A 16,929-nucleotide genomic window follows, 5' to 3' on the forward strand; every position below is an offset into this window, starting at 1 on the left:
CATGCCTCTGGTGAGAATTTGAGGATACCCCTGATTTACAACACCTCGCTGGCGTAGTCGGCCAGGCGCGAGCGTTCGCCGCGCGCCAGGGTGATGTGGCCACCATAAGGCCAGCCCTTGAAGCGGTCCACGGCATAGGTCAGGCCCGAAGAGCCTTCGGTGAGGTACGGGGTGTCGATCTGGGCCAGGTTGCCCATGCAGATGATCTTGGTGCCGGGGCCAGCCCGCGTGATCAGTGTCTTCATCTGTTTGGGGGTGAGGTTCTGGGCCTCGTCCAGGATGATCCACTTGTTCATGAAGGTGCGCCCGCGCATGAAGTTCATGCTCTTGATCTTGATGCGGCTGCGGATGAGGTCGTTGGTCGACGCCCGGCCCCATTCACCGGCGCCGCCGGCATCGCCTTTGGCCAGAAACTCCAGGTTGTCGTCCAGGGCGCCCATCCAGGGGCCCATCTTCTCTTCCTCGGTGCCGGGCAGGAAGCCGATGTCCTCGCCCACGCTGACCGTGGCGCGGGTCATGATGATCTCGGTGTAGCGGCGGTCATCCAACACCTGCGTCAGACCGGCGGCCAGTGCCATCAGGGTCTTGCCCGTGCCGGCGGTGCCGGCCAGGGTGACGAAGTCCACGTCCGGATCCATGAGCAGGTTGAGGGCGAAATTCTGCTCGCGGTTGCGGGCGGTCACCCCCCAGATCGCGTTCTTGGGGTGGGTGTAGTCCTTGAGCGTTTTCAACACCGCCGAGTCGCCGCGCAACTCGGTCACGCGCGCGTACATGGGGGGCTCGCCAGGGGCTTCGAAGTAGACGAACTGGTTCACCAGGAAGCGCTCGGTGATGGCGCCCCGCACGCGGTAGAAGGTGTGGCTGCCGCTTTGCCAGCTCTCCAGCGACTTGCCTTGCTTGGTCCAGAAGTCCAGGGGCAGGGCCAGCGCGCCGGCATACAGCAGGTCGCCATCGGCCAGCACTTTGTCGTTTTCGTAGTCCTCGGCGGCCAGGCCCAGCGCGCGGGCCTTGACGCGCATGTTGATGTCCTTGGACACCAGGATCACGTCGCGCGGTGCATGCAGGGTGGCCAGGGCGGCCACGACCCCCAGGATCTGGTTGTCGGCTTTGCCGTCGGGCAGGCCCTGGGGCTGCTCGACGTGCATCAGCCCCGTCTGGAAGTACAGGCTGCCCGAGGCCTGGGCGTTGCCGGTGGCCGACAGCGGCACGCCGCCTTTGAGGTCATCGCCTGCCGCCGCCACCAGGGCGTCCAGCAACCGGCTGGTCTGCCGGCCATTGCGCGCGACTTCGGTCATGCCTTTTTTGTGGGCGTCCAGCTCTTCGAGCACGACCATGGGCAGGTAGATGTCGTGTTCCTGGAAGCGGAACAGGGCGGTCGGGTCGTGCAGCAGGACGTTGGTGTCGAGCACGAAGAGTTTGGTCGGTCCCTTCTTCTTGCTGGGCTGCGCCTTGGCTTTGGACTTTGGCGCAGGTGCTGGCGTGGGGACGACCTGGGGAGCGGGGGCTGCCTGCGGGGTGGGCTTTGCCGCCATCACGATGGAGCTGACCGCCGGCTTGGCGGGGCGAGCCTTGGCCCGGCTTGCGGGCGCGCGAACGGCTGCGACGGGGGTGTTGAGCGCCGCTTCGGCCTCGGGCTGGACCCGGGCGGCTGTTTTCCGTTTTGAGGGGGCGACGGGTTTGGCGGTCAAGTCGACGCGGCTGGCACGCTTGGTGGGGGCAGGAGGCAAAGGCATAAAGTCAATCTAGGCTGAGCAAGTCCCACCGCGTGAGCCGCGGGGAGGCAGGGGACACTGTAGCGCATCCGTGCGACGGAGCCGGGCGCGGCACGGGGCGGGTGGCTGACGTGCCGGTCTGGTGACCCTTTGGGGGTCAAGGGCTTTGAGGGGTTGGACATGAAAAAAGCCGCACGAGGCGGCTTTTTCACGGCATTTGCAGAGGCCTCAAGCGGCTTTCTTGAGGGCCTTGACCGATTTCAGGACTTCGTCCACATGGCCAGGGACCTTGAGGCCGCGCCATTCCTGAACCAGGACGCCATCGGCATTCAGCAAAAAAGTGCTGCGTTCAATGCCCTTGACTTTTTTGCCGTACATGATTTTGTTTTTCACCACGCCAAACATGTGGCACATTTTTTCTTCGGTGTCGGCAATCAGTTCAAAAGGCAATTCCAATTTCGCCTTGAAATCGTCGTGGGACTTCATGTTGTCGCGCGACACGCCAAACACGATGGCGCCGGCCTTCACGAACTCCTTGTGCTTGTCGCGGAACTGCATCGCTTCGGTGGTGCAGCCCGGGGTGTTGTCCTTGGGATAGAAATACAGTACAACCGCTTGGCCCAGATGAGATGTATTGGTCACCTTCGTGTCGCCCGTCGCAAGGGCTTCAAATTCAGGCAGGGGTTTGTTGACAACGATCGCCATAAGGTGTCTAACTCTCGCAATGTTGGGGGTTGTCGAGCCTCCGCCCAATGCCAAAATCGCCTTAATGCTTAAGGCTGCATAATGGTTGATTGGGCATCTGGAATCCCCCTATTTTAGCGCAAAGCACCGCAGCTTGCCTGGACCCGCCCAGGCTGGGGATGGGGCCGTCCCGGCTGGGCCGATGCCTGCGTCAGGTGGACGGTGGCACGGGCTCCAGCAGGGCGGCCAGCACCACGCGACGGCCTTCGCCAGCCAGGATGTTGTAGGTGCGGCAGGCGGCGCCCAGGTCCATGGTTTCCACCCCGACACGCGCATCGACGAGCGCCCGCAGCCATTGGGGGCGGGGAAAGCGCAGCCTGGTGCCGCTGCCGAACACCACCACCTCGGGCGGACCGTCCATCAGGCTCAGGGTCTGGGCAAACAGGTCGGCATTCAAGGCGTCGAAGCGGTCGCATGCCCAGTCCGCCATGGCGCCATCCGAACCCAGCAGCACGCTCGCCTCCAGGCGGCGTTGGCCCACCTGCAGCCAGTCGGGGCCATAGGCTTGGATCATGGAGGCGTCGGGGGAGTTGGCCTGGAACTTCATGGTGAGGGATACATGGGGCAGCTGCGCGATCGGCAGGCTGGGAACTCTTGATTTTGTAGCAATGCTAGCAGTTGCCGTCATGCGGGGTACGCCTGGCCGCAGGTGGGCGCGTTGCGCTTGCGGTTTCCGGTGGATGCGCCCGGGCTCGAGCCCAGGCCTGGGACGTCTGAACGGGGCGCAGGTCCGCCCGTTTGCACCGCTTGATCTGCACGCTGGCCACCTCCAGGCGGCCGCGCGGCGCGCGTTGAGGCTGTGCATTGCACGCCCATGGGCGGGTGGTGGGGCGGCGCCATGGCAAAATTCCTCGTTTCAACCTTGCTGCCCGCCGGAGGGCCCTGTGAAACAGATCAAGAAGTCGACCAAACTCGCCCATGTGTTGTATGACATTCGGGGTCCCATCATGGACGCGGCGCGTCAGATGGAAGAGGACGGCCAGCAGATCATCAAGCTCAACATCGGCAACCTGGCGCCCTTTGGCTTTGATGCGCCCGAGGAAATCCAGCAGGACATGATCCGCAACCTGCCGAACTCGGCCGGGTATTCGGACAGCAAAGGCATCTTCGCGGCCCGCAAGGCCGTGGTGCACTACACGCAGCAGCAGGGCATCAAGGGCGTCCAGCTCGACGACGTCTACCTGGGCAACGGCGCCAGCGACCTGATCGTCATGGCCACGCAGGCGCTGCTCAACGAGGGCGACGAGCTGCTGCTGCCGGCGCCTGACTACCCGTTGTGGACGGCGGCGACCAGCCTGTCCGGCGGCACGCCCGTGCACTACAACTGCGACGAAGACAACGGCTGGATGCCCAGCCTGGACGACATCCGCAGCAAGGTCACGCCCCACACGCGCGGCATCGTCGTCATCAACCCCAACAACCCCACGGGCGCGCTGTATTCGGACGAGCTGCTCAAGGGCATCGTCGCCATCGCCCGCGAGCACAACCTGGTCATCCTGGCCGACGAGGTCTACGACAAGGTGCTGTTCGACGACGTGAAGCACACGGCGCTGGCCAGCCTGTCCAGCGACGTGCTCACGCTGACCTTCAACTCGCTCTCCAAGTCGTACCGCTCGTGCGGCTACCGCGCCGGCTGGATGGTCGTGACCGGTGACAAGGAGGCCGCGGCCGACTACATCGAAGGCCTGAACATGCTCGCCAACATGCGCCTGTGCGCCAACGTGCCGGGGCAATGGGCCATCCAGACGGCCCTGGGCGGCTACCAGAGCATCAACGACCTGGTGTGCGAAGGCGGTCGCCTGCGCCGCCAGCGCGACCTTGCCTACGAGCTCATCTCGCAGATCCCGGGCGTCACCTGCGTCAAACCGCAGGCTGCGCTCTACATGTTCCCCAAGCTCGACCCGCAGATCTACCCGATCGACGACGACCGCCAGTTCTTCCTTGACGTGCTCAAGGCCACGCGGGTGATGCTGGTGCAGGGCTCGGGCTTCAACTACCCCGGCAACCACCATTTCCGCATCGTCTTCCTGCCGCACGAGGACATGCTGCGCGAAGCCATTCGCCGCCTGGCCGACTTCCTGGCGAAGTACCGCGAGAAGGCGGCCGCGCGCGCCGGCCAGCCTGTGGCGCCTGAGGCCAAGGCCACGGCCAGCGCCAAGGTGGCCGAGCTGCCCCGACGCGCCTGAAGCGTGCTTGGGGGTATGCCGATGTTGCCGTTCAGGATGAAACGGCAACCGGCCCATACTCCTTTGATTTTCTTTTCCCATCGATCGGCGGCCGCGTGCCGCCGACACCTTGTTTGAGACTTGCTGACATGAAACCACTGAAAGTTGGACTGCTGGGCCTGGGCACCGTGGGCGGGGGCACCTTCACCGTTCTCCACCGCAACGCCGAAGAAATTCGTCGTCGTGCCGGCCGGTCCATTGAAGTGGCCATGGTGGCCGACCTGGACGTCGACAAGGCCAAGCAGCTCGTGGGCGACACTGGTGCGCGCATCGTGCCCGACGCCCGCGAGGTCATCGCCAACCCCGAGATCGACGTGGTGGTCGAGCTGATCGGCGGCTACGGCATCGCCAAGACGCTGGTGCTGGAGGCCATCGCCGCCGGCAAGCACGTGGTGACGGCCAACAAAGCCTTGTTGGCCGTGCACGGCACCGAGATCTTCAAGGCCGCGGCCGACAAGGGCGTGATCGTGGCCTTCGAGGCGGCCGTGGCCGGCGGCATCCCCATCATCAAGGCGTTGCGCGAAGGCCTGACCGCCAACCAGATCCAGTGGGTGGCCGGCATCATCAACGGCACGACCAACTTCATCCTGTCCGAGATGCGCGACAAGGGCCTGGACTTTGACGTCGTCCTGAAGGAAGCCCAGCGCCTGGGCTATGCGGAAGCCGATCCCACCTTCGACATCGAAGGCGTGGACGCCGCGCACAAGGTCACGCTGATGAGCGCCATCGCCTTCGGCATCCCGGTGCAGTTCGACAAGGCCTACGTCGAGGGCATCACCAAGCTGTCGTCGGTCGACATCACCTACGCCGAGCAACTGGGCTACCGCATCAAGCTGCTGGGCATCACCAAGCGCGCCGACAAAGGCGTGGAGCTGCGCGTGCACCCCTCGCTGGTGCCGGCCAAGCGCCTGATCGCCAACGTCGAAGGCGCGATGAACGCCGTCGTCGTGCAGGCCGATGCCGTGGGCGCGACGCTGTACTACGGCAAGGGCGCGGGGGCCGAGCCCACGGCCAGCGCCGTGATCGCCGACTTGGTCGACATCGCGCGCCTGCATGACGCCGATCCGCAGCACCGCGTGCCGCCGCTGGCCTTCCAGACCAGCACCCTGCGCGATGCCGGCCAGGAGCTGCCGGTGCTGCCCATGAGCGACATCGTCACCAGCTACTACCTGCGCATCCGCGTGGCCGACGAAGCCGGCGTGCTGGCCAAGATCACCGGCCTGTTGGCCGGCGCCGGCATCAGCATCGACGCCGTGCTGCAGCGCGAGGCCGACGAAGTCGGCGGCGAGGGCTCGCTGCAGACCGACCTCATCATCCTGACGCACGACACGCGCGAGGGCGACATGGACAAGGCGCTGGCCGAAATCCAGGGCCTGCCCACGGTGTTGGCCCCCATCACGCGCATCCGCAAGGAAGAGTTGAACTGATTGAATGGGGTATGCGCCGCTTCTCGTTGAAAGATGAACGGGAATTCGGGTGTACTCCTGCTGATCAGCAGATTGTGCCCGCATCATGGGGCGCAGTCTTCCTCCGATGCGAGCGCCGTGTCAGGCGCCTGCGTGCCGGCACCCGTCCGGGGGCAGGTGCCTGATGAGGCGCTGGCCTGGCCCGTGCGGGCGCACGCAGGGCAGGGCGTGTGGGCTCCGATGCATCCCTTGCAACGCGGTTGAACTGCCCAGTCTCTGCGGGTGACGGCGCATCCGCTGACCTCGTGGACCACGCTCAGGTCCCGTCGCCGGTCTTTGCGGCCTGTCTGGCCACCGCGGCGATCGATTCGTCACCGGGCTGGTCCCGTCAGCGGCCCCGACCGCCTGTCCTGTACCGGTCACGTGGCCGGTCACCCGACTGGCCTTCGTGCCCACAGCCCGGCGAAGCCGGTACAAACTGCGCGAAAATCACGCGTTTACCGCTGCATGCCCCTTGCGTCATGCGCGTGCGTCAGCCGGCGCCATGGCGCCGCTCCTTCCTTGGTGACCCCATGCTTTACCTCTCCACGCGCGGCCACGCCGAGCGCAAACACTTCTGCGACATCCTGCTCGAAGGCCTGGCGCCCGATGGTGGCCTGTACCTGCCCGAGCACTACCCGCGGTTTGACGACGCCAGGCTGACCCAGCTGCGCGAGCTGCACGCCCGCGAGGGCTACGCCGCGCTGGCCCACGCCTTGCTCAGCGAGTACATCGACGACATCCCGTCCGACGACCTGCTGGCCATCTGCCGCAAGACCTACACGCGCGAGGTGTTCGGCACCGACGCCATCGTGCCGCTGAAGGCGCTCGAGCCCGGCCTCTACCTCGAAGCCCTGTCCAACGGCCCCACGCTGGCCTTCAAGGACATGGCCATGCAGCTGCTGGGCAACCTGTTCGAGTACGAGCTGGGCCGCCGCCAGGCCGAGCTCAACATCCTGGGCGCGACCAGTGGCGACACGGGCAGCGCGGCCGAATACGCTATGCGCGGCAAGCGCGGCATCCGCGTGTTCATGCTGAGCCCGCACGGCCGCATGAGCCCGTTCCAGCAGGCGCAGATGTTCAGCCTGCAGGACCCCAACATCCACAACATCGCCGTCGAAGGCGTGTTCGACGATTGCCAGGACATCGTCAAGGCCGTCAGCAACGACCACGCCTTCAAGGCCCGGTACAAGATCGGCACCGTCAACTCCATCAACTGGGCGCGTCTGCTGGCCCAGGTGGTGTATTACTTCGCCGGCTACTTTCAGGCCACGCGCGAGAACACCGAGCGCGTCAGCTTCACCGTGCCCAGCGGCAACTTCGGCAACGTCTGTGCCGGCCACGTGGCGCGGCAGATGGGCCTGCCCATCGAACAGCTGGTGGTGGCGACGAACGAGAACGACGTGCTCGACGAGTTCTTCCGCACCGGCGTCTACCAGGTGCGTGATTCGGCCAACACCTGGGAGACGTCCAGCCCGTCGATGGACATCTCCAAGGCCAGCAACTTCGAGCGCTTCGTGTTCGACCTGCTGGGCCGCAACGGCGATGAGCTGCGCGGCCTGTTCGGCGAGCAGCTGGGCCGCACCGGGCGGTTTGACCTGAGCGGCGACGCCCGCTTTGCCGATGCCGCCGCACGCTACGGTTTTGTGAGCGGCAAGAGCACACACGCCAACCGGCTCGACACCATCCGCGCCGTGCACGGCCAGTTCGGCGTGACCATCGACACGCACACGGCCGACGGCGTGAAGGTGGCGCGCGAGCAGGCCAAGCCCGGCGTGCCCATGATCGTGCTCGAGACGGCGCTGCCGATCAAATTTGCCGCCACCATCACCGAGGCGCTGGGCCACGAACCCGATCGCCCGGCGCAGTTCAACGGCATCGAAGACCTGCCCAAGCGCGTGGTCGTGCTGCCGGCGGATGCCGAAGCGGTCAAGCAGCTGATCGAGGCTGAATGCCGCTGATGGCGGGGTATGCGGCATTTGCCGTTGGTATGAAAACGGCAACTGCTGCATATCCGTTGATTCAATGCTTGCCCTGACCGCAGCACCATGAGGCCCAGCAAGCTCATCTTCCTGCCGGGCGCCGCCGGCCGGTCCGATTACTGGGACACCGTGGCGGCCGCCCTGCAGCACCCGGCCCGGCGCTGCAGCCTGGGCTGGCCGGGCTTTGCCGACGTGCCGGCGCGGGACGATGTGCAGGGCTTTGACGACCTGGTGCGCCTGGTGCAGGCGGAGATCGACCAGCCCTGCGCGCTGATCGCCCAGTCCATGGGCGGCGCCGTGGCCTTGAGCGCCGTGTTGCAGCGCGCGCCTGCGGCGCGGGCCCAGGTCACGCACCTGGTGCTGGCCGTCACCTCGGGCGGCGTGGACCTGAGCGGCGTGGGTGCGCAGGATTGGCGCGCCGCCTTCCTGGCCGAGCGGCCCCGGGTGCCACGCTGGTTCACCGACCTGCGCCTGGATGTGAGTGCGCAGCTGCCCGAGCTGCGGCAAGCCTGTCTGCTGATCTGGGGCGACAGCGATCCCATCAGCCCGGTCGCCGTCGGCGAGCGCCTGCAGGCCGGCCTGGCGCAGGCGCGGCTGGTCGTGCTGCCGGGCGCCGGCCACGACCTGGTCCTGACCCACGCCACCGATGTGGCGCGGCTGATCGACGAGCACCTCAGCTTTTCCCCCCACGAACTGCCATGACCCCCTGGACCGAACTGGACGTTGCCCTGGCCCACCTGCTGGCCCAGGCCCAGCCGCTGACCCGCACCGAGGTGGTGCCCTGCGAGGCCGCGGCGGGCCGGGTGCTGGCGCAGGCGGTGGTGTCGGCGCTGGACGTGCCGCCGGCCGACAACTCGGCCATGGATGGCTATGCCGTGCGACTGGCTGATTGGGCGTTGCCCTCGGCCGGCAGCCCGTTGCCTGCGCTGCCGGTGTCGCAGCGCGTGGCCGCGGGCGAGGTGCCCCAGCCCCTGCAGCCCGGCACGCTGGCGCGCATCTTCACCGGGGCCACGCTGCCGCCCGGCGCCGATGCCGTGCAGATGCAGGAGCTGGCCGAGCCCCAGGCCGACGGCACCGTGCGCCTGCTCAGCCTGCCGCGGCCCGGCGAGTGGATCCGGCGCCAGGGCGAGGACATCGCCACCGGCGCCACCGTGTTGCCGGTCGGCCGCCGCCTGAGCGCATTCGACCTGGGCCTGGCGGCCTCGGTCGGCGTGCCGGCCCTGCAGGTCGTCGCGCGCCCGCGCGTGGCCGTGCTGTGTTCGGGCAACGAGCTGGTGGCGCCAGGCGCCGTGGCGCCGCAGGCCTTGCCCGCGGGCCAGATCTTCAACAGCAACCGCCCGGTGCTGCTGGCGCTGCTGCGGGCCCTGGGCTGTGCGGTGAGCGACCTGGGCGTGGCGCCCGACGACCTGGCGCAGACGCAGGCCTTGCTGGCCGAGGCGGCCCGCGACCACGACCTGGTGCTGGCCAGCGGCGGCATGTCGGTGGGCGAGGAAGACCACATGAAAGCCGCGGTGCAGGCGCTGGGCGAGCTGGCACTGTGGCAGATCGCCATGAAGCCCGGCAAGCCGTTTGCGTTCGGCCGGCTGCGGCGCGGTGCCCGGGCCGGGCAGGCCTGGTTCATCGGCCTGCCGGGCAACCCGGTGTCGAGCAGCGTGTGCAGCCTGCTGCTGGTGCGCCCGTTCGTGCTGGCCCTGCAGGGCGTGACGGGCGAGGCGCTGGCTTGGCCGGCGCAGCCGCTGCGGGCCGACTTTGCCGTGCCCAAGGCCGGCAAGCGGCGCGAATTCCTGCGCGTGCGCCGCAACCCGCAGGGTGGGCTGGACCTGTTTGCGCACCAGGGCTCGGGCGTGCTCACCTCGCTGGCCTGGGCCGATGGCCTGGTCGACCTGCCCGCGGGCCAGACCGTGGCGCCGGGCGATGCCGTGCGCTACATCGCGCTGAGCGATCTGGGCTGAGGCGGCGCCTCGCTGGCGGGCTTCGTCGCGTCCTGCAGCAGGAGTCATCCTGCGCAGCAGCGTGGTGCGCGTGGTTGCAGTGTGGGGCCGAGCAGGCGCTGCAGCGGTGGCCAGGCCGCGGCCTCGCGCCACGGTTGCCGGGCCGCTCGGCCGGACTTGGCCAGGCCGAGGGCGCTTGGCGGCGGGACTGCACGGTCGCCCAGATGGCGGCGGGGCGGGCCTGTTTTTGCGACCATGGGGGCTTGTTCCACCGATTGGCCCCTCGCATGTCCCCTTTGCTCGACCCCTTGCAGCTTGGCCCCGTTCGCCTGCCCAACCGCATCGTCATGGCGCCGCTCACCCGCATGCGCTGCTTCCAGGGCCGCGCGCCGGGCGAGCTGCAGGCCACCCACTATGCGCAGCGCGCCGATGCCGGCCTGATCCTCACCGAAGCTACCAGCGTCAGCCCCATGGGCGTGGGCTATCCCAACACCCCGGGCATCTGGACCGAAGAGCAGGTGATCGGCTGGAAGCGCGTGGTCGACGCCGTGCACGCCCAGGGTGGCCGCATTTGCATCCAGCTGTGGCACGTGGGCCGCATCTCCGACCCCGAGCTGCTGGAGGGCGCCTTGCCCGTCGCGCCCAGCGCGATTGCCCCGGCCGGCGACGTCAAGGTGCTGCGCCCCAAGCGGCCCTACAGCGTGCCGCGTCCGCTGGAGACGGCCGAAATCGCCGAGGTGGTGCGGGACTTTGCCCGCGCCGCGGCCAACGCCAAGGCGGCCGGTTTCGATTTCGTCGAGGTGCACGCCGCCAACGGCTACCTGTTCGACCAGTTCATGCACGACGGCAGCAACCAGCGCACCGACCAGTACGGCGGCCCGGTCGAGAACCGCGCCCGGCTGCTGATGGAGGTGCTGGACGCCATGGCCCAGGTCTGGCCGAGCGAGCGCATCGGCGTGCACCTGAACCTGATGAGCAGCAGCCACGACATGCACGACAGCAACCCCAAGGCCCTGTTCACCCACGTGGCGCAGCAGCTGCAGGCGCGCCAGATCGGCTTCCTGTTCGCCCGCGAGGCGCTGGTGGGCGAGGGCGCCGCTGCCGTGCTGCCCATGGGCCAACACGTGCGCCCGGTCTACCGCGGCACCTACATCGCCAACGAAGGCTTCACGCGCGAGACCGGTGAGCGGGTGCTGGAGCGGGGCTGGGCCGACGCCGTGGCCTATGGCCGCGACTACATGGCCAACCCCGACCTGGTGACGCGCTTCGCGCGCGGCGCGGCGCTCAACGTGCTCAACGACCGCACCGTGTATTCGGCCGACGGCACGGGCTACAACGACTACCCGGTGCTGGACGCGACAAGCGCCTGACGCGGCCGATGGCGCCTCGCACGCCGCGCCGCTGCGCCGGTCAGGCGTGAGGCGCGGGGGAGGTGCTTGGCCCGTGAGTGGCGCACGCGCTGCCCTTGGGCAGGACACGTCGGGCCTTGCGCAGTGACCGGCATCTCTTCAGGCGACCCCGGGAGCCCATGCGGGCCGTGGGCGAATCTGGGTAAATCCACTGAGAGGAGTTCAGGGGTATACGGTTGTTTCCGATGTTAGAAAAACGGAAATTCGCCCATACTCCTTTTGAGCAGCGAGGGCTGAAGGCGGTCCAAGCGTGCGAGACACGCAGGTGGCAGCGCCGCGCACACGCGCCGGCTAGAGTGTGCGGCGACTGTCGTCATCCCTGTATCGGGTGTGCTGCGGCGCACCCCCAACCTGTTCCGCCCCAGCCATGACCGTTTCCGTTTCCGAAGCGATGAACTCGCGCGCGTCGATCCGCGACTTTCTGCCCACCCCCGTGCCCGAAGACGTGCTGCGCCGTGTGCTGAGCACGGCCTCGCGGGCTCCCTCGGGGGGCAACCTGCAGCCCTGGCACATCGACATCGTGTCGGGCGAGAAGCTGGATCAGCTCAAGGCGCTGATGCAGCAGACCCTGGCCGACGTGGCGTCGGGCGCGCACAGCGAGGCGCGCGAGTACGACATCTACCCCAAGGAGCTGGCAGCGCCTTACCGCGACTACCGCTTCAAGGTCGGGGAAGACATGTACGCCCGCCTGGGCATCCCGCGCGAAGACAAGGCGGCCCGGCTGCAGTGGTTTGCCCGAAATTACCAGTTCTTTGGCGCGCCCACGGCCCTGTTCTGCACCGTCGATCGCGGCATGGGGCCACCCCAGTGGAGCGACCTGGGCATGTTCCTGCAAAGCGTGATGCTGCTGTTGCGCGAGGAAGGGCTGGACAGCTGCGCCCAGGAGTGCTGGGCGGTCTATCCGACCACGATCCGCGGTTTCCTGGGCACGCCGGACAACCGCATGCTGTTCACCGGCATGTCCATCGGCTACCGCAACCCCGATCATCCGGTGAACGCGCTGCGCACAGGCCGCGCAGCGCTCGACGGCTTCGTCCAGTTCCACGGCTGATCGGCCGCACGGTCTGGGCCAGGAGGCGGGCCCAGGCGCGACGGTGTCGAGGCCGTCCTGCACGATGGGCTGTGTTGCCATCGCCTGGCGCGCTGAAGAGGCTCCGCTTGGATGGCAGCCGTCAGCCTGAGGGCCTGACGCCGGCGCCAGGACTGGGTTGAGCGCGCGCACCCGGCGCTGACCGCCAGCCGGCGACGACGCCGTTGGCCGCATGCCGAATCGGTCGGCGGCAAGAACGCCAGCCTCGGTGAAATGATGGTCAGGCCAGCAGGCCGTGACAGGCGAACTGGAGGAGGGCATGACCGTGGAGCGTTTCAAGCAGCCGTTGCAGGCACCGACCCAAGCGTGCCTCGATGCCGCGCCCCGGGTGGCCCGGGTGGCGCCGACCCCGGCCTTGCCCGAGGCGCCGCCTCAACCCGCCTCACCACCCGTGGCGCAGGCGTTGCAGCCTCAGCCCAGAGGCCATGTGCGCACCGCCATCGGCCTGCTGCTGGCCGGCATGGCGTGCTTTGCCATCTCGGACGCACTGGCCAAGCACCTGGCGCCGCGCGTGGCGGTGCCCGAGCTGGTCTGGTTCCGCTACGTGCTGCTGGCGCTCACCATCGTGCCGCTGCTGGCCCGCAACCGCGCCTTGCTGCACTCGCCGCGCAAGCTGTTCCAGGTGGGCCGCTGCATGGGCATGCTGGGCGCCGCGCTGTTGTTCGTGGCCGCGCTGGGCGTCATGCCCCTGGCCGAGGCGACGGCCATCGCCTTTGCCTCGCCCACCTTCACCACGGCGCTGTCGGCGCTGCTGCTCAAGGAGCGCGTGGATGGCTGGCGCTGGTTCATCGTGCTGGCCGGCCTGGGCGGCGTGCTGGTGGTCATGCAGCCGGGCACGGCGGCCTTTCAGCCCGCGGGGCTGCTGGCCCTGGCGTCGGCGCTGTGCTGGGCCGTCGCGGTGATGTTCACGCGCAAGGTGGCCGAGACCGACAGCGTGCGGACCACCATGGCGTACTCGGCCCTGGTCGGCCTGCTGGCGACCAGCGTGGTGGCCTGGCCCAGCCTGCGCTGGCCGGCGCAGGCCGATTGGCTGCCGCTGCTGGGCATGGCCTGCGCCTGGTGCGGGGCCCAGTGGCTGGTGGTGACGGCTTACCAGCGCATGAACGCCTCGGTGCTGGCGCCGTTTGCCTATGCGCAGCTGCTGTTTGCCGCGCTGCTGGGCCTGGTGTGGTTCGGCTACTGGCCTTCGCTGCATGCCGTGCTGGGCATGGCCATCATCCTGGCCTGTGGGGTGGCCGCCGCCTGGCGCGCGCGTGCCTGAAGGGCCATGGCAGTATGGGTGGTTTGCCGTTTTTGGAACAACAGAAGCGACCTGATACTCTGAAGCTGATGAGCAGGGTGCGTGGCAACATCGCCCTCGTCGGGGCTGCTGCGCCCATCCTGTCCACGGCGAAGGCGGTCTGCGGCCGGAATGCGGAAGGCTTGCAACCGAGGGGCGGGTGAGCCGTCACCCAAGCCAACCACCGCCAGGATTCAACCGTGCTGGGCAGGCGTACGGGCGGCAGGTGGCAGCGCTGGCGTTCGCGTCGCCGTGAGCCATGGTCTGCTCGTCGTCTTCGGGGTAGTCGTCCATCGGCACGATTTCGAACAAATCAGCACCGCGCGCGGTGGCACTGCCGAGCCGAACGCGTTTTCCAACACCAACACCGTTGCTGGCGCAGGGGGCCGGTCCAGCCGGATTGTTCCTCGCGACTTTGGACGGGCTTGGCAGGCCCCGGACTGAGCGCGCTGTGCGTACTGTGCGCGCCTCGCGCCTCGCACCTCGCGCCTCGCACCTCGCACCTCGCACCTCGCACCTCGCACCTCGCACCTCGCACCTCGCACCTCGCACCTCGCACCTCGCACCTCGCACCTCTGGCCGAGGCGCCCAGTTCGCAGGCCCAGGGGCTGCTGCGGGCCCTTTGCGAGGCCGCAGAAGGCGCGCACAGGCGGTGCGGCTGGTCTGCCCGAGGGCGCATACCCGCGTCGCAACGGTTCCTGTCGCTGGCGGCTGCGGGCCTGCACTGTCCATCGCCGTGAGCCACCGCGCCCGGCATGTGCGACAGGAACTCGCCGAACGCCTGCAAGCGATCACCGCTTGAAATCGTCCCGATGGCGACAGACCCGGGTTTCCAAACCGGGTGAATGAGGCGATTTTCCAGAGTAAAGATGCCCTTGGACTGGTGCATACCCGAGTTTCCAAAGTGGACGAGCTCCTTAGACTGACTGCATCAACGCGATGTGAAAAGCGCGACGACAAGAAGACCGAGGGACTTGTTCTGCGTTGCCAACCAGGAGACCGCCATGCCCGCCACCGACTGCCTTGCCTGCCCGCCCCCCGCCTTGTGTCGTCGACCGGCGGTTCGCGGGCTTGACGTGAGCGGGCGGTAAGACCATGCATGCGTATTTCGTGCGGCGCGTGCTGTCGCTGCTGCCCACGCTGCTCATCGCCAGCCTGATCGTGTTCGTGTCGATCCGGCTCATTCCCGGCGATGTGATCGACCTCATGCTGAGCAACAACGACATCGCGGCCGACACCAAGAGCCGCGAGCAGATCGTGGTGGCGCTGGGCCTGGACAAGCCCATGTGGCAGCAGTACCTGGTGTGGCTCAAGGGTCTGCTGCAGGGCGACCTGGGCGAATCGCTGTGGCAGAGCGTGCCCGTGGTCGACCTGATCGCCGAGCGCCTGCCCGTGACCTTCGAGCTGGGGCTGATTGCCCTTGTGGTGTCGCTCACCATGGCGCTGCCCATCGGCATCTATTCGGCCATCCGCCAGGACACGGCGGGCGACTACATCTCCCGCTCGATTTCCATCCTGCTGCTGGCCGTGCCCAGCTTCTGGCTCGGCACCATGGTGGTGGTGTTTCCCTCGATCTGGTGGGGGTGGTCGCCGCCGATGGACTACGTGGCCTTCTCCGACGATCCCTGGCAGAACCTCAAGCAGATGCTGGTGCCCAGCATCGTGTTGGGCACCTCGCTGTCGGCCATCACCATGCGCATGACGCGCACCATGATGCTGGAGGTGCTGCGGCAGGACTACATCCGCACGGCGCAGGCCAAGGGCCTGGGCGAACGCACCATCGTGCTGCGCCATGCGCTGCGCAATGCGCTGATTCCGGTCATCACGCTCATTGGCCTGCAGGCACCGCTGCTGGTGGGCGGCGCCATCATCATCGAGCAGATCTTCGTGATCCCGGGCATGGGCATGCTGCTGCTGGATGCGGTCAGCCAGCGCGACTACCCCATCGTCACCGGCGTGTTCCTGCTCGTGGGGGTGGCGGTCCTGTTCATCAACCTCGTGGTCGACCTGAGCTATGGCCTGCTCGACCCCAAAGTGCGGAGCCGTTGAGATGAGCCTTTCCCACGTGTCCTCACCCGGCGCGCGCCGCCCGGGCCTGGTTGATCCGATGGCCGGGAGGCTGGCATGACTGCTGGGACCTCGTCGTTGCCGACCGCGGTGTCTGCCGCCCCCGCTGCTCCGCGCCGCATGGGCGCTGTGCGGGTGTTCCTGCGCCGGCTGGTGCGCGAAAAACCGCTGGGGCTGGCGGGTGGCGTGATCCTGCTGCTGTTCGTGTTCTGCGGCGTGTTCGCCGGCTGGATCGCGCCCTACGGGTACAACGAAATCCTGCAGGGTGATCGCCTGCAGGGGCCCAGCTGGACGCATTGGTTCGGCACCGACAACCTGGGCCGCGACGTGCTGGCGCGCTGCATCTACGGCGCGCAGCTGTCGGTCATCATCGGCTGTTTGGCGGCGCTGCTGGCCACGGTGATCTCCACGGTGCTGGGCATCGTCAGCGGCTACTTCGGCGGTCGCGTGGACATGTTCATCCAGCGCTTCGTCGACGCCTGGATGAGCTTTCCCGACCTCGTCGTGCTGATCGTGGTGGTGGCCGTGCTCGGCCCCGGCATGCCGCAGATCATCGCCACGCTGGGCGTGCTGCTGGGCATCGGCGGCTCGCGCGTGGTGCGATCGGCCGTGGTCTCGGTGCGCGAGAACACCTACGTGCACGCCGCGCAGTCGCTTGGGGCTTCCACGCCGCGCGTGCTGTGGAGCCACATCCTGCCCAACGTCATGGCCCCGATCATCGTGCTGTTCACCACGCGCGTGGGGTTCGCCATCCTGGCCGAATCCGGGCTGTCCTTCCTGGGGCTGGGCGTGCCGCCACCGGCACCCACCTGGGGCTCGATGCTGTCGGGCAGCGGCCGCTCCTTCATGTTCGAAGGGCCTTGGCTGGCGCTGGCGCCTGGCCTGTGCCTGACGGCGGTGGTCTACGCCACCAACGTGTTCGGCGATGCGATGCGCGACCTGCTCGATCCGCGCATGCGTGGCACGCGTTGAGCCGCATCGCTTCGCATCACGGGTTTCCAGTTACTTGGCTGCCGGCGGTGCCGGCATGGGTTTCGCGCGATCT

The 16,929-nt window shown here is 67.7% G+C and carries 13 protein-coding genes; 10 read left to right on the top strand and 3 right to left on the bottom strand.

The genetic code is table 11. The annotated features are described in order from the left end of the window. Positions 1–35: 35 nt before the first annotated feature. The 3 genes from CCO03_RS09125 to CCO03_RS09135 all read right to left on the bottom strand — a co-directional run bounded on the left by CCO03_RS09125 (position 36) and on the right by CCO03_RS09135 (position 3,003). The gene (locus tag CCO03_RS09125; RefSeq protein WP_087280138.1) at positions 36–1,733 is read right to left on the bottom strand and encodes a PhoH family protein; all 1,698 of its coding nucleotides are present in this window, start codon (positions 1,731–1,733) and stop codon (positions 36–38) included. Between the two features lie 207 nt (positions 1,734–1,940). Then, entirely contained in the window at positions 1,941–2,417 is a 477-nt protein-coding gene (locus CCO03_RS09130; RefSeq protein ID WP_087280141.1) for a peroxiredoxin, read from the bottom strand. Between the two features lie 190 nt (positions 2,418–2,607). Beyond that, on the bottom strand, positions 2,608–3,003 hold the full coding sequence (locus CCO03_RS09135) for an Mth938-like domain-containing protein (RefSeq protein ID WP_087280144.1): 396 nt from the start codon (positions 3,001–3,003) through the stop codon (positions 2,608–2,610). Between the two features lie 337 nt (positions 3,004–3,340). On the opposite strand from CCO03_RS09135, the gene CCO03_RS09140 reads away from it, so the two are divergent. The 10 genes from CCO03_RS09140 (at position 3,341) to CCO03_RS09190 (ending at position 16,856) form a co-directional block, all read left to right on the top strand. Further along, entirely contained in the window at positions 3,341–4,642 is a 1,302-nt protein-coding gene (locus tag CCO03_RS09140) for a pyridoxal phosphate-dependent aminotransferase (protein WP_087280146.1), read from the top strand. Between the two features lie 128 nt (positions 4,643–4,770). Then, the gene (locus tag CCO03_RS09145) at positions 4,771–6,108 is read left to right on the top strand and encodes a homoserine dehydrogenase (protein WP_087280149.1); all 1,338 of its coding nucleotides are present in this window, start codon (positions 4,771–4,773) and stop codon (positions 6,106–6,108) included. A 551-nt stretch (positions 6,109–6,659) separates the two neighbouring features. After that, positions 6,660–8,087, top strand: a complete 1,428-nt coding sequence (thrC, locus tag CCO03_RS09150) for a threonine synthase (RefSeq protein ID WP_087280152.1) — start codon at positions 6,660–6,662, stop codon at positions 8,085–8,087. Positions 8,088–8,174: 87 nt separating this feature from the next. Beyond that, a complete protein-coding gene (locus CCO03_RS09155; protein ID WP_087280155.1) occupies positions 8,175–8,810 on the top strand; it encodes an alpha/beta fold hydrolase in 636 nt (211 codons plus the stop codon). Further along, a complete protein-coding gene (locus CCO03_RS09160) occupies positions 8,807–10,060 on the top strand; it encodes a molybdopterin molybdotransferase MoeA (RefSeq protein WP_087280158.1) in 1,254 nt (417 codons plus the stop codon). The genes CCO03_RS09155 and CCO03_RS09160 overlap by 4 nt, the downstream gene beginning before the upstream one ends. 266 nt (positions 10,061–10,326) lie before the next feature. Continuing rightward, on the top strand, positions 10,327–11,409 hold the full coding sequence (locus CCO03_RS09165) for an alkene reductase (RefSeq protein WP_087280161.1): 1,083 nt from the start codon (positions 10,327–10,329) through the stop codon (positions 11,407–11,409). A gap of 406 nt (positions 11,410–11,815) precedes the next feature. After that, positions 11,816–12,499, top strand: a complete 684-nt coding sequence (locus tag CCO03_RS09170; protein WP_087280164.1) for a nitroreductase — start codon at positions 11,816–11,818, stop codon at positions 12,497–12,499. Between the two features lie 274 nt (positions 12,500–12,773). After that, a complete protein-coding gene (locus tag CCO03_RS09175; protein WP_087280167.1) occupies positions 12,774–13,799 on the top strand; it encodes a DMT family transporter in 1,026 nt (341 codons plus the stop codon). A 1,113-nt stretch (positions 13,800–14,912) separates the two neighbouring features. Continuing rightward, on the top strand, positions 14,913–15,866 hold the full coding sequence (locus tag CCO03_RS09185; RefSeq protein ID WP_087280170.1) for an ABC transporter permease: 954 nt from the start codon (positions 14,913–14,915) through the stop codon (positions 15,864–15,866). A 75-nt stretch (positions 15,867–15,941) separates the two neighbouring features. After that, positions 15,942–16,856 (top strand): ABC transporter permease, encoded by a 915-nt coding sequence (locus CCO03_RS09190; RefSeq protein WP_087280172.1) that lies wholly within the window; start codon positions 15,942–15,944, stop codon positions 16,854–16,856. Positions 16,857–16,929 lie beyond the last annotated feature (73 nt).

It is taken from the genome of Comamonas serinivorans, assembly GCF_002158865.1.
GTDB classification, from domain to species: domain Bacteria; phylum Pseudomonadota; class Gammaproteobacteria; order Burkholderiales; family Burkholderiaceae_C; genus Comamonas_E; species Comamonas_E serinivorans.

Bases quoted from the DNA above. Each gene is read 5' to 3' on its own strand.
- CCO03_RS09170 (WP_087280164.1), top strand. From the start codon at position 11,816: ATGACCGTTTCCGTTTCCGAAGCGATGAACTCGCGCGCGTCGATCCGC.
- thrC (WP_087280152.1), top strand. From the start codon at position 6,660: ATGCTTTACCTCTCCACGCGCGGCCACGCCGAGCGCAAACACTTCTGC.
- CCO03_RS09130 (WP_087280141.1), bottom strand. From the start codon at position 2,417: ATGGCGATCGTTGTCAACAAACCCCTGCCTGAATTTGAAGCCCTTGCG.
- CCO03_RS09125 (WP_087280138.1), bottom strand. From the start codon at position 1,733: ATGCCTTTGCCTCCTGCCCCCACCAAGCGTGCCAGCCGCGTCGACTTG.
- CCO03_RS09160 (WP_087280158.1), top strand. From the start codon at position 8,807: ATGACCCCCTGGACCGAACTGGACGTTGCCCTGGCCCACCTGCTGGCC.
- CCO03_RS09155 (WP_087280155.1), top strand. From the start codon at position 8,175: ATGAGGCCCAGCAAGCTCATCTTCCTGCCGGGCGCCGCCGGCCGGTCC.
- CCO03_RS09135 (WP_087280144.1), bottom strand. From the start codon at position 3,003: ATGAAGTTCCAGGCCAACTCCCCCGACGCCTCCATGATCCAAGCCTAT.
- CCO03_RS09190 (WP_087280172.1), top strand. From the start codon at position 15,942: ATGACTGCTGGGACCTCGTCGTTGCCGACCGCGGTGTCTGCCGCCCCC.
- CCO03_RS09165 (WP_087280161.1), top strand. From the start codon at position 10,327: ATGTCCCCTTTGCTCGACCCCTTGCAGCTTGGCCCCGTTCGCCTGCCC.
- CCO03_RS09145 (WP_087280149.1), top strand. From the start codon at position 4,771: ATGAAACCACTGAAAGTTGGACTGCTGGGCCTGGGCACCGTGGGCGGG.
- CCO03_RS09185 (WP_087280170.1), top strand. From the start codon at position 14,913: ATGCATGCGTATTTCGTGCGGCGCGTGCTGTCGCTGCTGCCCACGCTG.